The organism is Mariprofundus sp. NF, assembly GCF_013387455.1.
In the GTDB taxonomy this organism is placed as follows: Bacteria; Pseudomonadota; Zetaproteobacteria; order Mariprofundales; family Mariprofundaceae; genus Mariprofundus.
This window is the reverse complement of record NZ_VWNC01000002.1, coordinates 287,666-309,951: the sequence shown is the minus strand read 5'-3', so window position 1 is coordinate 309,951 and position 22,286 is coordinate 287,666. Positions and strand designations below refer to the sequence as shown.

Sequence of the window (22,286 nt, the reverse complement as noted above, 5' to 3'; positions counted from 1 at the left end):
TGGGGAGCTTAAAAAGCGCCCTGACTATTTATCAAAGGAGTACTACTTGCACTATTTCAGACCATTGATTCCGATGTTGTTGATTGCCGTTACATGGGCCCTGCCTGCACAGGCTATGCCTGAAAGTTTTGCTGATCTGGCTGCCGAGCAGGCTGATGCCGTTGTCAATATCAGTACCACCCAGCATGCCAAACAGGCACTGCAAGGTGGTATTCCACCTGGATTCGGTGGCCCGCAGGGCACGCCATTTGATGACTTCTTTAACGATTTCTTCCGTAACATGCCTCGCCAGCAGCAGGAGAAACATGCACTGGGAACAGGTTTTGTGATCTCTGCTGATGGTTATGTGGTGACCAACAACCATGTGGTTGACGGTGCAGACGAAGTGGTCGTGAAGATGCGCGATGGCACTGAACTACAGGCCAAGATCATCGGTACCGACTCCAAACTGGATGTGGCGCTGCTCAAGGTGAAGGGCAAAAACCTTAAAACAGTGAAGATCGGTAACTCCGATGTTCTGCGTGTGGGTGACTGGGTGGTTGCCATCGGTAACCCGTTCGGTCTCTCCCAGACTGTCACTGCGGGTATTGTTTCAGCCAAAGGACGAGTGATCGGCTCCGGCCCCTATGATGATTTCATTCAGACCGATGCCGCCATTAACCCCGGCAACTCCGGCGGGCCGCTGTTTAACAGCAAAGGTGAACTGGTCGGTATCAATACTGCCATCTATTCACGCAGTGGCGGCAATAACGGTATCGGTTTTGCCATCCCGATCAATCTTGCCAAGCCAATCCTTGATGAACTGAAAGAGAAGGGGCATGTGACCCGTGCCAGGCTCGGTGTACATATCACTGATGTCGATAAAGAGACCATGAAAGCGCTCGGCCTCAAAGATCGCCACGGCGCCCTGGTGCCGCAGGTTGAAGCGGGTTCAGCAGCCGATAAAGCGGGTATTCGTGCCGGTGATGTGATTGTTTCTATTGATGGTGAGTTGATCACTAAAGCCCATGATCTGCCGATCCGCGTGGCCCGCCATGCACCTGGAGACAAGGTGAAGGTTGGCATCATTCGTGATGGCAGACAGAAAACGCTCAATGTTGTCGTTGAAGCGATGCCGGATGATCAGGTGGCACGCAACGGCCAGCAGAAAGTCGATAAGTCGAAGGTGCGACTGGGTATGGTGGTAGAGAATCTCTCCACCGATATGGCAGCCAGACTGCGTACACGCGTGAAAAACGGTGTTGTCGTGCAACAGGTGCAAAAGGGCCTGCCCGCCGCCAATGCAGGCATTCAACGTGGTGATGTGATCTATCGTATTAACGGTAAAGATGTGCCTGATATGAAAGCCTTCGCCAAGCTGGCTAAAAACTTTAAACATGGTGAAGTACTGCGTGTGATGATGGATCGTCGCGGTGATCAGGTCTTTGCACTGGTGAAGTTGCCGCAAAAGAGCGATTGATCGTTAACTGATGAGTCTGCCGCATATCCAGCTGATGACGCGCCGTAACTGCTGCCTTTGCGATGAGGCCAAGGCGGTGCTTGAAGCCGGTGCCGCTGGTGGCCTCTGCAGCTGGGAGGCGGTGGATGTCGATCGGGATAAAGCACTGCTTGTTCGCTTCGGGCTGGATGTGCCGGTTCTGATGTTTGATGGCAAGGTGCTCTTTAAACATCGGGTCTCTCAGGATAGCCTGACCTCAGCACTGGCAGGATTGGGCTGAAACATGGATGCTAGAAGGTGGGTAATATGAAGTATCGCTGGTTGCTGGTATTGCTGATTATGGGCGTGATCGGATCGACGGTCTGGCTCGGCATGCCCAAAGCACCGGCAGCGGTGCGTATCAGCGAGGCCGGGACCGGTTTCAAATTACCTGATCTGCAGGGGGTGATGCAATCGCTTCCAGAGGGTGAGGTGGTGCTGCTCAACTTCTGGGCGACCTGGTGTCCGCCATGCCGCAAAGAGATACCCTCCATGGTAGAGTTGCATGAGAAGTTTGCGGCTCAGGGTTTGAAGGTGGTTGCCGTCTCCGTGGATCAGAATCGTGATCATCTGAGCAGTTTTGTGCGTGAGCAGCAGATGCCGTTTCAGGTGTTGCACGATGCCGATACCCTTGTTTCACAGGGTTATGGTGTGTTCCGCTTTCCTGAGTCATTCCTGATCGATAAACAGGGCAAGGTTCGCTACCATCTGCTCGGTGCAGTGGACTGGATGTCAGCGCCATTGGTGAAAACGATTGAGGGGATGCTGGCTGAGCCGACTCTCCAAACGAATGGGAGCAGTAGTGGAGAGCTTGAAAACAACGGCTGAATCAGAAGTTATAGATCAGCGTATCACCCTTCTTCGCAACGAACTTCGGGAACATAACTACCGCTACTACACACTCGATGCACCGCAAATCACGGATGCCGAGTACGATCGTCTGCTGCGCGAACTTGAGTCGCTTGAAACAGAGTCTGGCGCAGCGGTTCCGGATGATTCACCCACCCGCATTGTCGGTGCACCACCCTCCACAACATTCACCAGCCGCAAACATGGCGAATCACTGCTCTCGCTTGCCAACGCCTTTGATGAGGCCGAGATAGCGGCGTTTGTATCACGTGCCGTTGACGGTCTGGGACGGGATGATTTTACTTTTATTGCTGAACCCAAAGTGGACGGACTGGCGGTGAATCTGCGTTACGAGCAAGGGGCGCTGACCATTGCTGCCACACGTGGTGATGGCATCAGTGGCGAAGATGTAACCGATAATGTGCGCACCATTGCCGGTATTCCCTGGCATCTGAAAACAGATCAACAGGGTTTGCTGCCTTCGGTTCTGGAGGTGCGTGGCGAAGTCTATATGTCCAAAGCGGCTTTTGCCGCGCTCAACGAAGGGCGCGATGTTGAAGGTGAAGCGCCGTTTGCCAATCCACGCAATGCGGCGGCAGGTTCACTGCGTCAACTGGATGCGCGTATCACCGCCAAACGAAAGCTGGCCTTTTTCGCTTATGGTGTAGGCCTTGGCGGCAGGGCACTGGCAAGCAGTCAGTCAGAGCTTCTGGAGAAGCTGCAGGGCTTCGGTTTTGCAATTCAGCAGACTGATATGGCCGACAGCCTGCCTGCCCTGCTCACTGCTTATCAGAAGCTTCTGCAACAGCGACCGGATCTGCCTTATGAGATCGATGGTCTGGTCTATAAGCTGAATAGTTTTGAACTGCAGGATCGACTCGGTGCAGTTGCCCGTTCACCGCGCTGGGCGATTGCCTACAAATTTCCAGCTGAAGAGGTCACAACAACCGTTCGTGATGTGATCTGGCAGGTGGGGCGCACTGGTGTCATTACCCCGGTGGCCGATATGCAGCCGGTCAGTGTGGGCGGTGTCGTGGTGTCGCGGGCCACGCTGCATAATATTGATGAGATGCAGCGCAAAGCGGTCTATGCCGGAGCCACGGTAGTTGTGCGCAGAGCCGGTGATGTGATTCCCGAAGTGGTGCGTACAGTGAATATCGATGAGTCGGCAGAAAAGCCTGTCATACCAACCCACTGCCCGGTCTGTGCTGCATCTGTTTTCAGGATTGAGGGCGAGGTTGCAATTCGCTGCAGTGGCGGACTCTCCTGTTCCGCCCAGCTGAAGGAGCGCCTTCGCCATTTTGTCTCTCGCGGAGCGATGGATGTTGATGGCATGGGTGACAAGCTGGTGGCCCGACTGGTGGATGAAGGGAAGCTGCGAAGTATCGCCGATATCTATGAGTTTGATTACAGCCAGCTTGCCGATTGGCAAGGGCTGGGTGAGAAGAAGATCGCCAACATTCAGAATGCACTGGAAGTGAGCAGGCAGCGGCCACTGGGCCGCTTTCTGCATGCGCTTGGTATTCGCCATGTCGGTAGTGCGACAGGTGCGTCGCTTGCCGCCTACTTTGGCGATCTTGATGCGGTGATGGAAGCTGATGAGGAGTCGCTGCTGGCCGTGCCTGATATTGGTCCGGAAGTGGCAGCCAGTATCCGCAGCTTCTTTGCCGAAGCGCACAATCGTGATGTGATACACAGATTGCTGGCCGCGGGTGTAGAGCCTGCGGCCGAGTCGATTGCGGCTACTGATCACCCGCTGGCAGGAAAGACGGTGGTGTTGACCGGCAGCTTTGCATCAGTGAACCGGCGTCATGCCCAGGAGAAGTTACGCAGCTTTGGTGCTAAACCGACAGGTTCGGTATCTGCAAAAACCGACCTGCTTATTGCCGGTGAGAAGGCGGGCTCCAAGCTGAGCAGAGCGCGCGAACTGGGTGTTGAGGTTGCCGGCGAAGAAGAGCTGCTGATCTGGTTAAATTGGCAATAGGCTTGCTTAACACTGTTTTAATTATTAAATTGGCACTCTTACAATCTGAGTGCTAAAGGTTTCAAATCGATTTGGAGGTGATTTTCAGGTGGTAGCAACAACAGCAGAGATGACAAGTCTGGCTCTTTTTTCGCGTGATATGCGTAAAGTGGAGCGCCTCGATCGTGAGGAGGAGATTCGTCTTGCACGGTTGTGGCATGAGCATGAAGATCGCGATGCAGCACGCCAGTTGGTGGTTGCCAATTTAAGTGGTGTGGCTGCTATTGCTCGTGAATACCGGCATTTCGGTCTGCCTGAGATGGATCTGATTCAGGAAGGTACGATGGGTCTGATGCATGCGGTGAAACGTTTTGACCCGGACAAGGGTTTCCGCCTGATGACCTACGCATCATGGTGGGTGCGCGCCTCGATTCACGACTACATCCTCAGCTCATGGAGCATTGTTAAGCTTGGTACCAACAAGTTGCAGCGCCGCGTTTTCGCTGGTCTGCAGAAGGCCAAGAATGCCATTGCCGCGCTTGATGGTGGTAGCAGAGCTGATGAGGTGGGTGCTGATTACGGACTTACCGGTGGTGAGTATCAGGAGGCGGCCAACGCATTTTTGCAGCGCGATGTATCACTGGATGCTGAGTATGATGAGGGTGATGCGCTGGTGCATGGCCTGCCCTCTGATAGTGCAACGCCGGAAGAGATCACTATGCAAAGCAACTGGGATGATCACCGCAAGAGTGCGCTCTACTCAGCAATGAGCACGCTCTCTGATCGTGATCGCCTGATCGTCGAACGTCGTCACATCTCTGAAGAGCCTGCAACACTGAAAGATCTTGCTGAAGATTTCGGTGTCTCTATTGAGCGGGTGCGACAGCTGGAAGCACGGGCGATGAAAAAACTGAAAGAGGCTGTAGCCAACTAGGGCCTGTTCACACTAATTTCGATGGCGTCGATCAGGCCATTTTTGATTTAAAGAGGCAGTCCCGATGGGACTGCCTCTTTTCATTATGGGGTGATGCCCTCATTATCCGGATTCTTATATTGCGGCCTGAAAGGCCTTGGGAGTGATAGCAGGTGTCAGAGCGTTACGAAGCAGAGCAGATTGAAGCAAAATGGCAGCAGAGATGGATCGATGCAGATATCGATAGCACCTGCGATGATCCGGACGACTCACGTGAGAGTTACTACTGTCTGGTGATGTTCCCCTACCCCTCCGGTAATCTGCATATGGGCCATGTGCGCAACTACTGTCTGGGTGATGCCGTGGCTCGTTATAAACGCATGAACGGGTTTAATGTGCTGCATCCGATTGGCTGGGATGCTTTCGGTCTGCCTGCTGAGAATGCGGCGATCAAACATAATCGTCCGCCTGCCGAGTGGACCTACGCCAATATCGATCAGATGCGCACGCAGCTTAAACGGCTCGGCCTCTCCTACGACTGGTCGCGTGAGATTGCCACCTGCAGGCCTGAATATTACCGCTGGGAACAGTGGCTGTTTACCAAGTTGATGGAGAAGGGGCTGGCCTATCAGGCCGATGCCGAGGTGAACTGGTGTGATCCATGCCATACCGTGCTGGCCAATGAGCAGGTGGTTGATGGAGTCTGCTGGCGTTGTGATACACCGGTGATCAAAAAAAATCTCAAACAGTGGTTTATCCGTATCACCGATTATGCCGAGGAGCTGCTCGCTGATCTCGATAAACTGGTCTGCTCTGACGGAGGGGGCTGGCCGGAGAAGGTTGTCGGCATGCAGCGCAACTGGATTGGCAAATCCAGTGGGGCTGAGGTCTCATTCCGCCTTGAGGCTTCTGATGAGACACTGGATATCTTTACCACCCGTCCTGATACCCTGATGGGCGTGACCTACATGGCTGTGGCAGCAGCCCATCCGCTGGCGCAGAAGGCGGCTGAAAGCAGTTTGGATCTGGCCAGGTTTATTGATGAGTGCAGCAGAATCTCCACCAAAGAGGCGGATATCGAAACGATGGAGAAACGCGGCATGCCAACCGGCTTTAATGCCGTGCACCCGATAACCGGCGCTTCGGTGCCTGTCTGGGTCGCCAACTTTGTATTGATGGGTTACGGCACCGGTGCGGTGATGAGCGTGCCTGCCCACGATGAGCGCGACCACGCATTTGCGAAGAAATACGATCTGCCGATCAAACAGGTAATTAAACCTGTAGAGGGTGAGTGGGATATTGATGCCGCTGCCTTTACTGAAGCCGGTGAACTGATCAACTCGGCGCAGTTTGATGGCTCCGATTCAGTTGCCGCCAAACAGAGCATTACCGAGTGGCTGAGTGAACAGGGCAAGGGTTGTGAGCGGGTTCAGTATCGACTGCGCGACTGGCTTGTCTCCCGACAGCGTTACTGGGGTGCACCGATTCCGGTGATTCACTGTGACGATTGTGGTGCAGTGCCGGTGCCGGATGATCAGCTGCCTGTTGAGCTGCCAACCCATCTGCAACCTACCGGCGGTGCGTCACCGCTGGTGGATTGCCACGACTTTAAACATGCTGACTGCCCGAAATGCGGCAAGGCTGCTATGCGCGAGCTGGATACCTTCGACACCTTTATGGAGTCCTCCTGGTATATGAACCGGTATGTATCTCCGCGTAGTGACAGAGCCATGGTTGAGAGCAGTGCGATGCAGCGCTGGGCACCTGTGGATCAGTATATCGGTGGCGTGGAGCATGCGGTGCTACACCTGCTCTATGCCCGTTTTTATCATAAATTGATGCGTGATGCCGGTCTGTTCAGTTCTGAGCAGGGCGGTGATGAGCCGTTTAAGAATCTGCTCACACAGGGCATGGTGCTCAAAGATGGCACCAAGATGTCCAAGTCCAAAGGTAACACTGTTGATCCCAAGTCGATTATTGAACGTTTCGGAGCTGATACTGCACGCCTGTTCACGCTTTTTGCTGCGCCGCCTGAGAAGGAGCTGGAGTGGAATGATGCCGGCGTTGAGGGTGGCCACCGCTTCCTTAAACGGGTTTGGCGTCTGCTGGAAAAACTCGAAGCTCCGATGGAGGGTGAGGATGATGCCGCAGCCGTGAAAGCACTGCGTTTTACCATTCACTCAACCATCCAGCGAGTCACGCATGCCTTTGAACACGGCTTTGCCTTTAATGTGGCAATCGCGGCACAGATGGAACTCTCCAATGCACTGCAAGCTTTTGAGCCGAAAGGGCCAAGTGGCAGCGCCGCCTATCGCGAGGGCATTGAGGTTCTGGCTACGATGCTGGCACCCTTTGTGCCGCACTTCGCTTGCGAAATCGGCGAGGCTATCGGTATGAGTGAGATGGCTATTGTCAGCCAGTGGCCGGTGGTGGATGAGAGCGCACTTGAGCAGAATGAGATTACTATCGCTGTTCAGGTGCAGGGTAAACGGCGTGGTGAGATTACCATCGCCAAAGATGCAGGTCAGGATGAGGCGATGGCAGCGGCCAGAGCTGATGCATCCATTGCCAAGTGGCTTGAGAATATGCAGGTGGTTAAAGTGATTCTGGTGCCGGGACGTATGTTGAACATTGTGGTGAAACCGGCATGAGGCAGCTGCTGCTTTCCAGTCTGATGGCAGCAGTGCTACTGCTATCGGGGTGTGGTTATCATCTGGTGGGTCACGGTGAGGGTGAGGGTGCTATCACTGCGGATGTGAAAACAGTGTCGTTGATTCTGAGGGGCACCAGTGATCGCCAGTTTATCAGCAGTCTGAAGCAGCGTTTGGCTTCTGATAAGTATGCACTGATTGAGCCGAAGGATGTGGTTGATCAGCAGGGCCATGCCAATCTGAATGTGAGCATTGCGCCGCTTAGCTTCAGACCATCTGCTTACGATGCGGCCGGTGTGGCAACCCAGTACCATATGCTCTTCTCCGGTTCCCTGACGCTTGAGCGGGATGGCAAAAATAGCTGGCAGAGTGGCCCGATCCAGACTCAAGGTGATGTCTATGTGGCCGGTGGCCCAACCAGCATTGAAGCATCACGCGAGCGGCTGCTCAGGGATCTGCGTAAGCAGTGGCTGCAGGATGCACTGGGTCGTTTGCGATCCGGGTTCTAAAGCAGAGTGCGGGATAAAAGGTTGAGTTTCCCATGCGCCTGATCCCTGGCCGGCTATTGCCGGCTGAGTTTAACGCCTACTACCTGCATGGTGAGGATGAGGATGCGATCTTTGAAGCGGCTGAAGCACTGCTGGCTGAAGGGACTGCGGACGCAGTGCGTATCCGCGTTGATATCAATGAGCTGGCACGGGTGGAGAGTGAATCTCGTAATCAGGGACTATTTGGTCCCTCGATCTGTTTCGCACTGGTGCGTAATGCCAAGTCAGCCAACCCCAAACAGAGTGAGCATCTGCTCAAGCTCGCTGCTTCTGTCGCTACTGATAACCGCTTGATCATATGTGCAGCGGGAATCGACTGGAAAAAAGCCCTGCATAAGAAGATGAAGGCTGAACAGGCTGTGGCCGAGTGTGAATTCAGCCGTCCTGATGAGGCGGCCTTCGGGCGCTGGCTTGATAGTGAGATCAGAAAGAGTGGCCTCAATGTGGCGTCTGATGCGGTAGTCTGGATGAGTGAGCGGCTCTCTGGCATGCGTCTGGCGGCAAGGCAGATGATTCAGCGGTTGAACTGGTACGACAACGGTGCAGGGGACGAGTTGGCTCTTGATGTGGTGGCCGAACTGCTCGGCGAGCGTGCGCCGGGGGCACTGGAGGAGTGGTGCCATGCGGTGGCGATGCGCAGCCCTGATGCCTTGAGTCTGGTGCGGCAGCTGTTGAAAGAGCAGCAGGTGGCTGAAGTGCAGATGATCTCCTGGTTGGGTACGCGCATGCAGCAGTTGCTGATGTACCGCTGGTATCAGTCACAGCGTGATCGCAATGCACTGCAGGCAGCCAAGGTGTTTGGCGATGCCCGTCGTAAGGTCGCAGATGAGTCACGCGCCTGGAAGGGTAGTGAACTTGCTCTGGCCATGCAGCGGATTATTACAGCAGAGAAGCTGGTCAAGGGTGCTACCATTGAAGATCGTCCTGTGGTGATTGAGCGCTTGACCCTTGATCTGGTTGGGCCGGGACGACTACTGCCATGAGCGGGCAACAGAGCTGGCTGGAATTTGAACGCCAGCATGTCTGGCACCCCTACGCCTCGATGATCAATCCGGCCCGGGTCTATCCGGTTAAGCGGGCAGCCGGTGTTGAACTGGAGTTTGAGGATGGCAGCTCTGTCATCGATGGTATGTCTTCGTGGTGGTCTGCCATCCACGGTTATAATGTGCCTGAGCTCAATAGTGCGGTAGAGCAGCAGCTGCAACAGATGGCGCATGTGATGTTTGGTGGTTTGACCCACCGACCTGCCGCCGATCTGGCCAGCAAGTTGCTTGAGATTGCACCTGAGAATATGGCCCATGTATTCTTCGCTGATTCCGGTTCTGTATCGGTAGAGGTGGCGATCAAGATGGCGCTGCAGTTCTGGCAGGCTAAAGGCTCGCCTGAAAAACAGCGACTGCTGACCATTCGCAGCGGTTATCATGGTGACACCTTCGGTGCGATGAGTGTCTGTGATCCAGAGTCAGGCATGCATCATCTCTTCTCCGGCGTGCTGGCCCAGCAGCTGTTTGCTTCGGCACCCACAGCCCGCAGTGATGAGGAGTGGGACGCTTCGCAGCTGGCATCACTGCAGTCGAGAATCAGAACCCATCATCATGAGCTGGCGGCTGTGATTCTTGAGCCGATTGTGCAGGGGGCTGGTGGCATGCGTTTCTATGCCCCGGAATTTCTAAGGCAGGTGCGCAGGCTCTGTGATGAGTACGATCTGCTGCTGATCCTCGATGAGATTGCTACAGGTTTCGGACGCAGCGGCACGATGTTCGCCTCTGAACAGGCGGGAATTAATCCCGATATTATGTGTGTCGGTAAAGCGTTGACCGGCGGTTATATGAGTCTGGCAGCTACGCTCTGCTCGGCAAAAGTGTGTGAGGGCATTCATAGTGATGGCTCCGGCGTGTTGATGCACGGGCCAACCTTTATGGCCAATCCACTGGCCTGTGCCGTGGCCAATGCCAGTCTCGATCTGCTGCTGGCTTCGCCCTGGCAACAGCGTGTGTCGGCTATTGAGACACAATTGGAGACTGAGCTGGCTGCCTGTCGTGATCTGCCTGCTGTGGCCGATGTGCGCATTAAAGGTGCAATCGGTGTGATCGAGATGAAAGAGGCAGTTGATGTAACTGCAGTGCAGGAGTCGCTGATTGAGCAGGGCGTCTGGCTGCGTCCTTTCGGCAAGCTGATCTATACCATGCCGCCTTTTATTATCTCATCTGCACAGCTGAGTCGTATCACCGCTGCGATGAGCTCTGTCTGTACGCTGTTTGACTCAAAATAGAGGCCGGGAGTAGCCTGCCCCGATGGCTGTTACCTTAGGTCTTATGTTCAGGGTTGATACCTCCCCGCCTGCGGTTGCTATTCCACCGCAGTCTCAGCCTGCGCATTTCAATAACAATCTGGTTATCGATGTCGAGGCTGTGAAAGAGCCTGCCATCACCACCCGCTCTGGTCAGATGTTTCGCGGCATGCCCTCCCGTGCTGGTGATATGATGCAACTTCTTAAGCAACAACAACAGCAGCAACAGCCTCTAACCTACAACCAGAAAGGTGGTGCTCGCCTGCCTGTTGCCGGTGGCCTGTTGCTGGATACCTACGCCTGATTTTTTATCAGTGAGCAAACAACTTCACAGTCGCAATCATGATCGCGATGCGGTCGGTATGCGCTACGTCTATCCGGTGATCTCACGCCGGGCTGGTGGCGTATCTATTGGCATTAACCTCAATCCCAATAATGCCTGTAACTGGCACTGTGCCTACTGTCAGGTGCCTGACCTCACGCGCGGCGTAGCACCCGAGATTGATCTGCAGCTATTGCGCAGTGAGCTCTCTGCGTTGCTCGATGATATGCTTAATGGTGATTTTATGGTTCAGCGTGTGGCTGAAGATAGCCGCCAACTCTGCGATATCGCCATATCAGGTAATGGTGAGCCGACCAGCTGCAGGGCTTTTGATTCGGTGGTTGAGGTGATCCTCACCGTGATGGCGGAGTTCGCTCTCAGTGTGCCGCTGCGCTTGATCAGTAACGGCTCTTATCTGCATAAAGCAGATGTGCAGCGCGGATTAACGTTGATGGCTGCCAAACATGGCGAGGTGTGGATCAAGGTGGATGCCGTTAGCAGTGAGGCGATCCTTCGCATCAACGGCATCAAACTTGATGCTTCACGGTTGCGCAAACAGGTTGAGGCGGTGGCATCTCTCTGTCCGACATGGATTCAGACCTGCCTGATGGCATGGGATGATCAGCCACCGGCAGAGACAGAGATGCAGAGTTATATCGCGTTTCTTGCGCAGTTGCAGCGCGATGAGATTCCTGTTTGCGGGGTACTACTTTACGGTCTGGCACGTCCATCACTACAGGATGAGGCCAAACACCTGAAGCCGCTGGATGCGGGCTGGATGAAAATGGTCGCGGCAAGGATCGAAGCCAGTGGCCTGAAAGTTAAACTCTCTCTCTGATAAGGCATTCACCACGAAGATCACAGAGTACACGAAGTAAGAGTTAACAGGAGTACAATCCGTCACTTATACGGCTGAGCAGACAAAATTCAGGAACCCTGTGATATTTCTGTTTCTTTCTCTGCGTCCTTCGTGTCCTTTGTGGTAAAAAAAGATTTTAAAAATCGTCGAGTCGATCTTCCAGTGCATCCACATCAACACGCATTTTTCCGCGCCCTTCGCCCTGAACCAGAAGACCATCTTTTTTCAGCTGACTAATGGCACGCGAGATGGTTTCACGGCTGGTGGAGAGCTGATCGGCCAGTAGTTGGTGGGTGGGCAGGATGGTTGAGTAGCAGTCATCCTCTTCCGGCTGACTGAAACGTTTGCAGTGATCAACGAGATAGGCGTAGAGGCGATGCGGTACATCCATGCTGCTGATGCGCTCAAGTACGCGGCTGGTACGGCGCAGGCGTGATGCAAGCTCCTTAAGGATTTTCAGGGTGATGGCAGGCTGCTCCAGCAGCAGAGAGGTCAGATCGCGTCTGCGGATATGGGCGAACTTGGAGTCCTCCATGGTGGTGACTGTGGCTGAGCGTGGCTCTTCATCGAGCAGTGAGAGTTCACCGAAAAATGAACCTTTCTCCAGCAGTGCCAGAACCACTTCACGCCCTTCGGCAGAGTAGGTGGAGATTTTCACTTCACCCTTGAGAATCACATACATCGAGTCGCCGAGATCGAACTCCTGAAAGACGATGTTCTTCTTGGGAATATCAAGAGAGTTGGCAAGTGCTGTGACCGATCTTAGCTCGTTCTCATCGAGCTCGGCAAATAGCGGTACCTTTCTTAACATCTCAATCATTTCCATCGTTTTCTCCATAGCGCATCAGTGCTACCGGCCAGGTGGCGACCATGCACTGCCCCAGATGTGATTTCATTTGTTCTAACGCCAGATTGATTCTGTCGGTTGCATCAATGGCTTCTACAAGAATGGGAAGATCGGCGGAGAGATCGAGAAATGAGGTCGAGCGAACACCATGTTCACCCAGACCTTCAATGCCGCGTAGCACTGAAACGCCGCGCAGTCCTGAGTTTTTGCACAGCTGGAGAATGGCTTCCGTTGCAGGCTTGCCATCGATTCTGGACGATTCAGTGAGATAAATGCGCAGGCACAGACCCTCAGTCATGTGATTGCCTCCTCTTCCGCGAACCAGTCTGTATTATGTGATGCCGGGTTACAAGAGGAATGGATCTAAGAATAGGGTTATTTCGCTTCGCAGAGGCTATTGAACATATTATACGCCTCGCGCTCATGTCTGAGTGGTGCCGGTGCGATCACGCCTTCGCCGGGATGCTCGGCAACAACGTACCAGGTTTTGCCATTCGGCGTGCAGGCCAGACGTACGCTGCCATGTTTTTCAGATTGACCTGTCTGGATGATGCAGAGCGTTGCTTTGCGCGGCGTGCGGTTGCCACCTTTGGCTTTCAATACTTCAATGGTGACCCGTTGAATCGGAGCCTCCTCTTCAACGGTCTGTTCAATCTCATCCGTCAGGAGCTGGGTAGTTTGCTCTGTCATATCGTCTCTCCTACATCTGCCGTACAGCATGATTGCAGACGGGAGCGGCACTCTACACATCATCCGCCGTCGCGTATCTTTCATATGATGATGAGGTAGGGCAATCGCATTTAAACAGTAAAAAAGCATTTACCGCAAAGGGCGCAGAGGACGCAATAAAATCAATACAATGATCAAAAAACAATCCTAACCGGAGAGCAAGAGATGAGAATTACATCTGTTGTAGTTTTTTACTTTGCGCTCCTTTGCGTACTTTGCGGTGAAATAAGCTGAATAATGATCGTAAACAGAGGAAATTTTAATGCGATTGGCCTGGATGATGAGGATGGCATTCAGAGCTGTATCGTTTAAGCTGTAGCGATGAGCAGAGATCTATGGCTAATTTTTTATATTACCTACGGCGTGGCTGCGCTGTTGTTGCTGGCCATGCTGATTCGCGGGCTGGTGAAAAAGCATCCGATGAAAAAGATCGCCAGGGATGTCGGCAGGCCGCTGCGCATGATTATTCTCTCGCTTATCCTCTGGTATGCCACCATCTATATTGCCAAAGACTTTGTCGGGCGTTTTTAATAATTATCACTCAACCTGAGGCCTCTTACAGGTTTCCTTTGCTAATCACTGCTAAGCCCAAATAATAGGCGCTCTTAATCGGGAGCGACTACCTATGATCCACGCTGATCGAAACTTTGATGATCTGACCGAACGCTTTGCACGTAATATCTACGGCAGCGCCAAGGGTGAGGTGCGTCTGGCGATTGTCTGGCAACATCTGTTGCAGACGCTGCCTCAGCTAACGGCTGGCAAACCACTACGTATTCTTGATGCCGGTTGTGGCCTGGGTCAGATGGGCTTGAAGCTGGCCGAGCTGGGTCATGAACTGGTGCTCTCCGATCTCTCTGAGAAGATGGTGGATCAGACCCGCACGCTGTTTGCAGAAAAGCTGCCGGACGTGGCTGTTGAATATATACATGGCCCGGTGCAGGAGATGTCTGCTGAAGAGCTGGGGCAGTTTGATCTGGTGCTGTTCCATGCTGTGCTGGAGTGGGTGGCAGAGCCGAAAGAGACATTAGAACATCTGCTCACCCTGATCCGGCCGGGCGGGGATCTCTCGCTGATGTTCTATAACCGTGATGCGCTGATCTTCCGCAACCTGATTCGCGGCAACTGGCGCAAGGCTGAGAGTGATAATCTGCAGGGTGAAGAGGGTGGGTTAACGCCCTATAACCCGTTAACGCTGCAAGAGGTCGAGGGTTGGTTGGATGAGTGGCAGTTTGAGCTGCTTAGTCGGGCCGGTGTGCGTGTGGTTTATGACTTTATGGATCGCAAAATGCGCGAGGCGCGGCCAACTGAAGAGGTGGTGCGTATCGAGATGAAATATGCGCAGCAGCAGCCCTATCTACAGATGGGGCGTTATCTGCACCTGATTGCAAAGAGAGCTTAGAACCCCTATTTGAGGAATTCGGCGATGGCCATGCCGAGCATCAGAAAGCCGATGAGAAACAGAGCGATGCCCATATAACGTTTAACAGGATTTTCCTGATCGTGCTGTTTGTCGCTCATGATTCTCTTCTCCATGCCTTGAGGATAAGCGCAAATTATCACGCTCAATCGGCTGCTGGCAAATCGGAACCTGTAAACAGCTCCTGCTTCCAGTTATGCTGCGCCGCCCGATTGATAGAGATCGCTGTTTAGGAGAACCCCATGACTGTTCGTACCCGTTTCGCCCCATCGCCCACCGGCATGCTGCATATCGGTGGTGCCCGCACCGCCCTGTTTGCCTGGCTCTATGCCCGCCATCACGGTGGCGAGTTTGTGCTGCGCATTGAGGATACCGATCGCGAACGTTCAACTGATGAGGCGACAGAAGTGATTCTCGACGGCCTGAAATGGTTGGGTCTGGATTGGGATGGTGAGCCTGTTTTCCAGAGCAAACGTGAAGATCAGCATGTGGCGGCTGTTGATAAGCTGGTCAGTGAAGGCAAGGCTTACAAGTGTTACTGCACACGCGAAGAGCTGGATGATATGCGCGAAAAGCAGCGCGCTGCCGGTGAGAAACCGATGTATGACGGGCGCTGCAGAGGTCGTACAGATATCCCTGAGGATGCCCCTTATGTGGTGCGTTTCCGCTCCCCTGATGAGGGCGAGACCTGGGTAAAAGATCAGGTGCTTGGTGATGTCTGTTTTCCCAACAAGGAACTCGATGATCTCATCATCAAACGCACTGATGGTACACCAACCTATAATCTTGCTGTGGTGGTAGATGATGCGGATATGGGTATTACCCATGTCGTACGCGGCTCCGACCACCTGAACAATACACCACGCCAGATTCAGCTCTATCAGGCGCTTGGCCTGCCGATTCCAGTCTTTGCCCATATCCCGCTGATTCATGGGCCGGATGGTGCCAAGATGTCCAAACGTCATGGCGCGGTTGCCATTACCGAATACCGTGAGAAGGGTTATCTGCCGCATGCGGTGAACAATTATCTCGCACGACTCGGTTGGTCACATGGTGATGAAGAGGTCTTCTCCGAAGCACAATTGATTGAACTGTTTGATCTGGCGGCAGTCGGTAAAGGTGCATCCCGCTTTGATCAGCAGAAGCTGGACTGGCTTAATGGTCACTACATGCGTGAGGCTGCTGCTGCCGATCTGGTTGCTGAAGTGGCACGTCTGCTGGCCGTTGATACCTCTGCAGGCCCGGACCTTGAGCCTGTGATTGCATCGCTGCAGGAGCGCTCAAAGAACCTGGTTGATCTGGCTGAAGGTGCCCGTTTCTTTTATGCCGCACCCACCGCATACGATGAGAAAGCGGTCGCCAAGAATTTCAAGGAAGGTACTGCGGCACTGGTAGAGAAGTTTATCGCTGGCATTGAAGCCATGAATGATTTTTCCGGTGAAGCTGCACATGCACTGATTGGTGAAGTGTGTGAAGCTGAAGGGGTAGGCATGGGTAAACTCGCTCAGCCGATCCGTATTCTCGTGGCCGGTGGCCCTGTCTCTCCGCCGATTGACCTTACCCTTGGTCTGCTGGGCAAGGATGAGTCTATTGCACGCCTCAAAAAGGGTCTGGCAGCTCTCAATCAGTAAATGAGTTTTACCGGCTTATGGGTGAAAACTCCACACTGGCCCAGTCGCCCTGAGTATCGCGACGGAGTTCTGTGAGTCCTTCGGCAATATAGGCAGCAGCTACATCATCGACATGTTCTACAAGCAGGCCGGAGAGAACCAGACGTTTTGTTACACAAGGGGCCAGCTCTTTGGCCATCCAGACCAGCGGTGCGGCGAGGATATTGGCAACGACCAGATCGAACTGCTCAGCAGGTGGCGTGTCATCCAGTTTAGCTTCCAGTGCCACACCATTGATGGCCGCATTGGTCAGACATGCTTCGACCGACTCCTCTTCCATATCAATAGCCAGTGCAGAGCCTGCGCCAAGTTTAAGCGCGGCGATGGCCAGAATGCCGGAGCCTGCTCCCATATCGAGCAGTGTGGCCGGAGGATTGTCGGCGCAGATGCGCTCCACCGCTTCCAGGCAGAGCTGCGTGGTGGGGTGGGTGCCGGTGCCGAATGCCATGCCCGGATCCAGTACGATGTCCGTGCGACCTTCAGTGGACTTGTCACAGAACGATGGGCGTACCCAGAGGTTCTGGCCGATGGGCATGCCGTGCCAATCTTTCTGCCATGCCGTTTCCCAGTCCTGCTGGGCCAGTGTATTCAGCGTGACCTGCTCTTTTTCGATGCCCGCCTGCAAAGCGGCAGCCAGCACCCTGTTTTTGGTAACGGCTTCATCCGGGGCGCAGTCAAACCAGGCTATGCGAACAGTTGTGTCGGAGTCGATATCGGTCTCTTCAGCCGAGCCGAGTGCATCAAGCGGAGAAATTAGCAGTCCGAACGCCTCTTCAGAGAGCGCTTCCGCCCGGATTTTCAGCTCAATGCATTTTGATGCTTGCATCTTTGGCTCCCCTTCGTTGCAATAGCCCCCCCTGATTCCGGAGGTCATTTTTAAGTGCAGCACTCTTCTACATATCGCATGCGGGTGAAAGAGAATATCCGTATGACCGATCCTGACTGTCAGGATGCGGTCATTCATCTCTCGCTTGAACCGCTGCGCGGCCAGCTGGCGAACTTTCGTCCCGGTCAGTATGTGCGCATTGGCATTCCCAAGTTGAATGATCCTGCACCCGGCTATTTTGCTATTGCCTCATGTCCGGATGAGCCGGAAGTGTACGAGTTCTTTATCAAGGATGCCGGGCCGCTTTCGGCCTACCTCTGTGATGTAGAAGCTGGCACCCTGCTCGAAGTTGAAGGGCCGATGGGCAAAGGTTTTGATCTTTCTCCGTATAAAGGGCGTGATATCTATCTGATTGGTGTGGGCACTGGTATTGCACCGCTGCGAAGTCTCTGGCACAGCATTATTCATCATCGTGAAGATTTCGGCAGGGTGGCGATCTATGCTGGTTTTCTCACCGAGATGCATCAGTTGCTGACTGAGGAGCTGGCGGAGCTTTCACGTCACGATATCGAAGTATCCATCACGCTGGAGATGGGGCACGATAGTTGGGATGGCCCGATTGGTTATGTGCAACATGCGCTGAAGAGTGATGCACCTGATGGAAATGAGGCAGTGGCCTGTCTTGCCGGCATGAGTGCAATGGTGGACGCATGCACCGAAACGCTGCAGAATCTCGGATTTAATGACGACCGCATTCTGCTCAACCACTGATTCTGTGACGCTCGATTCCGGAGCGAAATCTCCCCGTTCAAATTCGTTGCCTGAAAAAACAGCTGAAAAACTACAACTTCCACTGCTTGCACTTGATATTGGTATGAAACGTATCGGTGTGGCGGTTTGTGATCGCCTCGCGATCTCATGCCGTGGTGTTACCTATCTGCACCGCAATGACAAGGGTTGGCCGCAGCAGCTGCTCAAGCTTATCCGTGAGTATGGTTCTAAAGGTATTGTGGCAGGGCTGCCTAAAAATATGGATGGCACGGAAGGTGTGCAGGCCAAAGATGCCCGCGCCGCCGTACGTCAGCTCAAGAAGGTCTCAGCCTTGCCGGTTGCCTTTCAGGATGAGCGGCTCTCCACCTGGACGGCCAAAGAACGTCTTTATGCACAGGGCTTGAACGAGAAAAAGGTGAAGGAGAAAATTGACCAGACGGCCGCAGCCGTCATTCTGGAAGATTTCCTTCAGTCACACCCGGAGTTGAAACCATGACGGACCCGATCCTTTATAAGCCTCAGGCTGTTGAAGAAGCCCTGAATCAGATGGCTGATACCATGACCGCTTCTGAAGTCTGCCTGATCGGCATTCACAGTGGCGGTGCCGATGTGGCCGATGCGATCCAGCAGCGTCTTGAAACAAAGGGCACAACCGTGAATCGCGGTAATCTTGATATCAGTTTCTACCGTGATGATCTCGACACTATTGCCGCGAACCCACTGGTTCGTCGCAGTGAACTGCCCTTTGATGTTGCAGGCCAAGATATCTGGCTGGTGGACGATGTGCTCTACTCAGGCCGCACCATACGCGCCGCGATGGATGAGATATTTGATTACGGCAGGCCTGCATCGATTCGTCTGGCTGTGCTGGTAGATCGCGGTGGCAGGCAGCTGCCGATTGCGGCTGAATGTGTGGGTTTTAGTCATGAGGCAGCAGCTGATTGCAGCGTTGAACTGGTGACAGAAGGAGAATGGCTCATTGAGCAGAGGCAGGTGAAATAGTGCGACCAATAAAACATCTCTTCGGCATAGCAGACCTGGATCGGGAACAGATTGAATATCTGGTCAATCTCGGTGACTCCTTTATCGATATTAATCGCCGGCCACTGAAAAAGGCACCCACGCTGCGCGGTAAAACAATCATCAATCTCTTCTTTGAGAACTCAACACGCACGCGCACCAGCTTTGAGCTGGCGGGCAAGCGGCTTTCAGCAGACGTGATCAACATCTCTGCCTCAACCAGTGCCACCAAAAAGGGTGAGACTCTGCTCGATACAGGTCAGACACTGGCGGCGATGCAGCCGCATGTGCTGGTGATCCGCCATTCGCTGGCAGGTACCTGCGAATTTCTGGCCGATTATCTGCCCAACACCGCACTGGTTAATGCTGGTGACGGAGCCCATGAACATCCCACCCAGATTCTCACCGATCTGTTAACCTTGAAACAGACATGGGGATCTCCCGATGGAAAAGTGATTACCATTGTTGGTGATATCGCCCACTCAAGAGTTGCCCGCTCACACCTTCTGGCAGCGAAAAAGCTGGGATACAGGATGCGGGTTGTGGCTCCGAAGACACTGCTACCTGCCCAGATTGAGCGTTACGGCTGTGAGGTCTACCACGACTTTGATGCTGCCCTTCCCGGCTCCGATGCGGTCTATATGCTGCGTGTGCAGACCGAGCGATTGACCGACAACTGCGCATTTCCATCGGTGCGTGAATACCATGAGGCCTACGGTCTGAATGCCAAGCGAATGCGCGCAGCAGGCCCCGACTGCATTGTCATGCATCCCGGGCCGATGAATCGCGGAGTGGAGATTGCCTCAGATGTTGCCGATTCAGCCAAGAGCCATATTCTGGATCAGGTAGAACATGGTGTGGCCATCCGCATGGCTGTGCTGGCGGCACTGTGCGGCGGTCAGGCGGAAGAGAAGAAAACGGCCAGCAGGAAACAGCTCTCTGATGAAGCGATGCAGGCACAGAGGACACTGCTATGAGCGGCACACTGCTGATAAAAAATGGACATCTGATCGATCCGGCCAACGCTGTTGATGCGGTCACGAATCTCTGGATCAAAGACGGCAGGGTAATCGCTATCGGTGCCTATGATGGTGAGGCAGACCGGGAGATCGATGCAGATGGCAAGATAGTCTGCCCCGGCCTGATTGATATGCATGTGCATCTGCGCGAACCGGGTCAGGAGTGGAAAGAGGATATTGAGTCGGGCTCGCGTGCCGCGGTGGCTGGCGGTGTTACCTCGATCTGCTGTATGCCTAATACCGGTCCTCATATCGATCATGCAGGCATTGCCCTGCAGATCATTGCACGAGCTAAGCAGGTAAATCTCTGCAATGTGCATCCGATCGGTGCGGTAACCAAAAACCTTGATGGCAAGGAACTGACCGAGATGCGTGAACTGTTCCGCTGCGGTTGTGTCGCCTTCTCTGATGATGGCATGCCAATCTGGCATGCGGGTGTGATGCGCAAGGCGCTGGAGTATGCATCCAGCTACGGTTTTATGGTGATTCAGCATGCCGAGGAGAAACAGCTGACCGCTGGTGGTGCCATTAACGAGGGTTGGGTCTCAACCCAGCTCGGTGTATCCGGCATGCCTGCAGAGGGTGAGGATTCGATGATCGCCCGCGACATTATGCTAACCCGCCGGGCTGATGCCCGCTACCACGTGGCCCATATCTCCACGCAGGGCGGTGTGAATCTGGTTCGTCAGGCTCGCGCTGAAGGCTTAAAAGTCTCCACTGAAGCTGCACCGCACCACTTTGCCCTCACCGAAGATGAGGTGCTGGGTTACAACGTTGATGCCAAGATGAGCCCGCCACTGAGAACTGAAGCGGATCGTCTGGCGGTGATTGAAGGTTTGCGGGATGGCACGATTGAAGTGATTGCAACTGATCATGCACCCCATCACGAGGATGATAAACGCTGTGGCCTCTCCTGTGCCGCGTTCGGCATTGTCGGTCTTGAAACGATGCTGCCGGTATCGCTTGATCTGGTGCGTGCCGGTGTGCTCACCATGTCCGATCTGATCGCCAAAATGACGGTTAATCCGGCTCGTCTGCTGGGGCTCGAAGCGGGCACACTCTCAGTGGGAGCCGAGGCTGATGTCACCATCTTTGATGCTGATGCCATATGGAGAGTAGATCGTGAAAAGATGGTGTCCAAAGGCAAGAATACGCCTTGGCACGGCAGAGAGATGACCGGTCTGGTGACCCATACTGTCAAAGCGGGTCGCATTGTGTTTGCAGAAGGGGAAGTGTGTGGCTAACGAACAGCGGGGAACTATTTTTGAAGAACAGGCCGAGGTTCTGGCTCATGTGACGCATCCGGGTGATCAGTTTGTACTCAGAGTGAAAGCTCCAAAGGCCGCTGCCAAAGCAAAACCGGGGCAGTTCGTGCATCTGCGCGTATCTGATGAGCGGGCCCTGCGTCGGCCGATCTCAATCATGCTGACTGATCCGGAACGTGGCACGGTGGATCTGTTATATAAAGCGATTGGTGAGGGAACCCATCTTCTCTCAGAGCGTAAGGTCGGTGACATCATCCCGATGCTTGGCCCGATTGGTGAACCGTTTGACCTGTCGGATCTCTCTAAGCGTTATCTGTTGATCGGTGGTGGTGTCGGTATTCCGCCGATGATCTTTGCTGCTGATGATCTGCATGGCAGGGGTGGCGATTGTGTTGTGTTTGCCGGTTCCGAAGTTGAGTTTCCGTTTGCCCTGAAACCCTCGACAACCATTCTTCCCGGTGTCAATGGCAATGCGATTCTGGCCATTCGCTCGCTGGAGGAGCGCGGTGTCCCGTCCAGGCTCGCCTCCAATGCCGGCCTCTATGGTTGTTACGAAGGCCATGTGCCGAATCTGGCGCGTGATTATCTGGCCGCGCTGAATGATGAAGAGCGGCAGCGTTGTGTGCTGCTCTCCTGCGGGCCGCATCCGATGCTGCATGCTGTAGCAAGGGTTGGGCGCGAGTTTGATCTGCCGACTTTTCTCAGTCTTGAAGAGCATATGGCCTGTGGTATCGGTGGCTGTGCCGGTTGCGTCGTTAAAACCGTTGAAGCGGGTGAAGAGAAATACCGTCGTGTCTGTGTTGACGGGCCGGTCTTTGCTGCAGAACTGCTGCCTGAATTCGCATGA

The 22,286-nt window shown here is 54.0% G+C and carries 25 protein-coding genes; 20 read left to right on the top strand and 5 right to left on the bottom strand.

Annotated elements, in window-relative coordinates:
• Positions 1-46: 46 nt before the first annotated feature.
• The 11 genes from F3F96_RS04455 to F3F96_RS04405 all read left to right on the top strand — a co-directional run bounded on the left by F3F96_RS04455 (position 47) and on the right by F3F96_RS04405 (position 11,851).
• Positions 47-1,459: a DegQ family serine endoprotease gene (locus tag F3F96_RS04455; RefSeq protein ID WP_241697646.1), complete on the top strand. Its 1,413-nt coding sequence runs from the start codon at positions 47-49 to the stop codon at positions 1,457-1,459.
• 10 nt (positions 1,460-1,469) lie between these two features.
• The gene (locus tag F3F96_RS04450) at positions 1,470-1,718 is read left to right on the top strand and encodes a glutaredoxin family protein (RefSeq protein ID WP_176962034.1); all 249 of its coding nucleotides are present in this window, start codon (positions 1,470-1,472) and stop codon (positions 1,716-1,718) included.
• A gap of 26 nt (positions 1,719-1,744) precedes the next feature.
• Complete coding sequence (locus F3F96_RS04445) at positions 1,745-2,305, top strand: peroxiredoxin (RefSeq protein ID WP_176962033.1); 561 nt, start codon at positions 1,745-1,747, stop codon at positions 2,303-2,305.
• Positions 2,268-4,310, top strand: coding sequence for an NAD-dependent DNA ligase LigA (gene ligA, locus F3F96_RS04440; RefSeq protein WP_176962032.1), 2,043 nt, complete (start codon positions 2,268-2,270; stop codon positions 4,308-4,310). Before F3F96_RS04445 ends, ligA begins: the two co-directional genes overlap by 38 nt.
• Before the next feature lie 88 nt (positions 4,311-4,398).
• Positions 4,399-5,223, top strand: a complete 825-nt coding sequence (locus tag F3F96_RS04435; RefSeq protein WP_370465499.1) for an RNA polymerase factor sigma-32 — start codon at positions 4,399-4,401, stop codon at positions 5,221-5,223.
• Between the two features lie 152 nt (positions 5,224-5,375).
• Positions 5,376-7,853: a leucine--tRNA ligase gene (gene leuS / locus F3F96_RS04430; RefSeq protein WP_176962031.1), complete on the top strand. Its 2,478-nt coding sequence runs from the start codon at positions 5,376-5,378 to the stop codon at positions 7,851-7,853.
• Complete coding sequence (locus F3F96_RS04425; RefSeq protein ID WP_241697645.1) at positions 7,850-8,362, top strand: adenosylmethionine-8-amino-7-oxononanoate aminotransferase; 513 nt, start codon at positions 7,850-7,852, stop codon at positions 8,360-8,362. Before leuS ends, F3F96_RS04425 begins: the two co-directional genes overlap by 4 nt.
• A gap of 32 nt (positions 8,363-8,394) precedes the next feature.
• Positions 8,395-9,384: a DNA polymerase III subunit delta gene (gene holA / locus F3F96_RS04420; RefSeq protein WP_176962030.1), complete on the top strand. Its 990-nt coding sequence runs from the start codon at positions 8,395-8,397 to the stop codon at positions 9,382-9,384.
• Positions 9,381-10,673, top strand: a complete 1,293-nt coding sequence (gene bioA, locus F3F96_RS04415; RefSeq protein WP_176962029.1) for an adenosylmethionine--8-amino-7-oxononanoate transaminase — start codon at positions 9,381-9,383, stop codon at positions 10,671-10,673. The genes holA and bioA overlap by 4 nt, the downstream gene beginning before the upstream one ends.
• A 22-nt stretch (positions 10,674-10,695) precedes the next feature.
• Positions 10,696-10,995, top strand: coding sequence for a hypothetical protein (locus tag F3F96_RS04410; protein ID WP_176962028.1), 300 nt, complete (start codon positions 10,696-10,698; stop codon positions 10,993-10,995).
• 10 nt (positions 10,996-11,005) lie between these two features.
• Complete coding sequence (locus tag F3F96_RS04405) at positions 11,006-11,851, top strand: radical SAM protein (RefSeq protein ID WP_176962027.1); 846 nt, start codon at positions 11,006-11,008, stop codon at positions 11,849-11,851.
• A 157-nt stretch (positions 11,852-12,008) separates the two neighbouring features.
• On the opposite strand, the gene F3F96_RS04400 is transcribed toward F3F96_RS04405, so the two are convergent.
• The 3 genes from F3F96_RS04400 to F3F96_RS04390 all read right to left on the bottom strand — a co-directional run bounded on the left by F3F96_RS04400 (position 12,009) and on the right by F3F96_RS04390 (position 13,409).
• Positions 12,009-12,698, bottom strand: coding sequence for a Crp/Fnr family transcriptional regulator (locus tag F3F96_RS04400; protein ID WP_241697644.1), 690 nt, complete (start codon positions 12,696-12,698; stop codon positions 12,009-12,011).
• On the bottom strand, positions 12,685-13,017 hold the full coding sequence (locus F3F96_RS04395) for a DUF190 domain-containing protein (RefSeq protein WP_176962026.1): 333 nt from the start codon (positions 13,015-13,017) through the stop codon (positions 12,685-12,687). The genes F3F96_RS04400 and F3F96_RS04395 overlap by 14 nt, the downstream gene beginning before the upstream one ends.
• Before the next feature lie 77 nt (positions 13,018-13,094).
• Complete coding sequence (locus F3F96_RS04390) at positions 13,095-13,409, bottom strand: hypothetical protein (RefSeq protein WP_176962025.1); 315 nt, start codon at positions 13,407-13,409, stop codon at positions 13,095-13,097.
• 360 nt (positions 13,410-13,769) lie between these two features.
• Here F3F96_RS04390 and F3F96_RS04385 point away from each other — a divergent pair, with 360 nt between their 5' ends.
• Complete coding sequence (locus tag F3F96_RS04385) at positions 13,770-13,979, top strand: hypothetical protein (protein WP_176962024.1); 210 nt, start codon at positions 13,770-13,772, stop codon at positions 13,977-13,979.
• 94 nt (positions 13,980-14,073) lie between these two features.
• A complete protein-coding gene (locus F3F96_RS04380; RefSeq protein ID WP_176962023.1) occupies positions 14,074-14,850 on the top strand; it encodes a methyltransferase domain-containing protein in 777 nt (258 codons plus the stop codon).
• A gap of 5 nt (positions 14,851-14,855) precedes the next feature.
• Here F3F96_RS04380 and F3F96_RS12525 read toward each other — a convergent pair whose 3' ends face one another.
• Positions 14,856-14,984, bottom strand: a complete 129-nt coding sequence (locus F3F96_RS12525) for a hypothetical protein (protein WP_255461196.1) — start codon at positions 14,982-14,984, stop codon at positions 14,856-14,858.
• Between the two features lie 126 nt (positions 14,985-15,110).
• Between F3F96_RS12525 and gltX the strand changes: the two genes are divergently transcribed.
• On the top strand, positions 15,111-16,499 hold the full coding sequence (gltX, locus tag F3F96_RS04375) for a glutamate--tRNA ligase (RefSeq protein WP_176962022.1): 1,389 nt from the start codon (positions 15,111-15,113) through the stop codon (positions 16,497-16,499).
• A gap of 7 nt (positions 16,500-16,506) precedes the next feature.
• Here gltX and F3F96_RS04370 read toward each other — a convergent pair whose 3' ends face one another.
• Complete coding sequence (locus F3F96_RS04370) at positions 16,507-17,364, bottom strand: 50S ribosomal protein L11 methyltransferase (protein ID WP_176962021.1); 858 nt, start codon at positions 17,362-17,364, stop codon at positions 16,507-16,509.
• A gap of 54 nt (positions 17,365-17,418) precedes the next feature.
• On the opposite strand from F3F96_RS04370, the gene F3F96_RS04365 reads away from it, so the two are divergent.
• Genes F3F96_RS04365 through F3F96_RS04340 form a run of 6 tightly spaced genes read left to right on the top strand, consistent with a single transcriptional unit; the run spans position 17,419 to position 22,286 of the window.
• Positions 17,419-18,135 carry a hydrogenase gene (locus F3F96_RS04365; protein WP_370465498.1) on the top strand — a complete coding sequence of 239 codons (717 nt, stop codon included), beginning with the start codon at positions 17,419-17,421 and terminating at the stop codon, positions 18,133-18,135.
• A gap of 46 nt (positions 18,136-18,181) precedes the next feature.
• Positions 18,182-18,631, top strand: coding sequence for a Holliday junction resolvase RuvX (ruvX, locus tag F3F96_RS04360; RefSeq protein WP_241697643.1), 450 nt, complete (start codon positions 18,182-18,184; stop codon positions 18,629-18,631).
• Complete coding sequence (gene pyrR / locus F3F96_RS04355; RefSeq protein WP_176962019.1) at positions 18,628-19,137, top strand: bifunctional pyr operon transcriptional regulator/uracil phosphoribosyltransferase PyrR; 510 nt, start codon at positions 18,628-18,630, stop codon at positions 19,135-19,137. The genes ruvX and pyrR overlap by 4 nt, the downstream gene beginning before the upstream one ends.
• Entirely contained in the window at positions 19,137-20,132 is a 996-nt protein-coding gene (locus F3F96_RS04350) for an aspartate carbamoyltransferase catalytic subunit (protein WP_176962018.1), read from the top strand. Before pyrR ends, F3F96_RS04350 begins: the two co-directional genes overlap by 1 nt.
• On the top strand, positions 20,129-21,418 hold the full coding sequence (locus tag F3F96_RS04345; RefSeq protein WP_176962017.1) for a dihydroorotase: 1,290 nt from the start codon (positions 20,129-20,131) through the stop codon (positions 21,416-21,418). Before F3F96_RS04350 ends, F3F96_RS04345 begins: the two co-directional genes overlap by 4 nt.
• Positions 21,411-22,286, top strand: a complete 876-nt coding sequence (locus F3F96_RS04340) for an FAD-binding oxidoreductase (protein WP_176962016.1) — start codon at positions 21,411-21,413, stop codon at positions 22,284-22,286. Before F3F96_RS04345 ends, F3F96_RS04340 begins: the two co-directional genes overlap by 8 nt.